At 27.0% G+C, this 381-nt stretch carries 1 protein-coding gene; it reads right to left on the bottom strand.

The features are described 5' to 3' along the window. On the bottom strand, positions 1-139 hold a 139-nt coding region (locus SB775_RS27730), incomplete at its 3' end, for a DUF2716 domain-containing protein (RefSeq protein ID WP_410864357.1). Between the last annotated feature and the right edge of the window lie 242 nt (positions 140-381).

Below are 381 nucleotides of genomic sequence, written 5' to 3' on the forward strand. Positions count from 1 at the left end.
ATATATCATAAGCAATATATGGACGAGAAAATTTAAATGACTGCTCACCATCTATATTAGGATTAAAGGCAAACTCATCATAAAATCTATCCCAAACATTCTCTTTTTCTTGTTCATTCAACAAAATCCATTTTTTCAAAATCAGTACCTACTTTCTAATACAATTATATAATTAAAATACCACGATAAAATTGTATATTCTATTCATTGCTAATTTACATAACGTCTCATTATCAGTAGCAAATAAAAAGCACAAACCTTTGATGTTATTAGGTTTGTCCGTTTTTTATTTTTATCATCTTATACATGTTTTTATACATTGTGGAGATTCTGGGGTTTTTAAGGCTTACGAATATCCTGTATTAGTACAAAAATCTGTAT

The sequence above is a fragment of the Peribacillus sp. SIMBA_075 genome, from assembly GCF_046534585.1.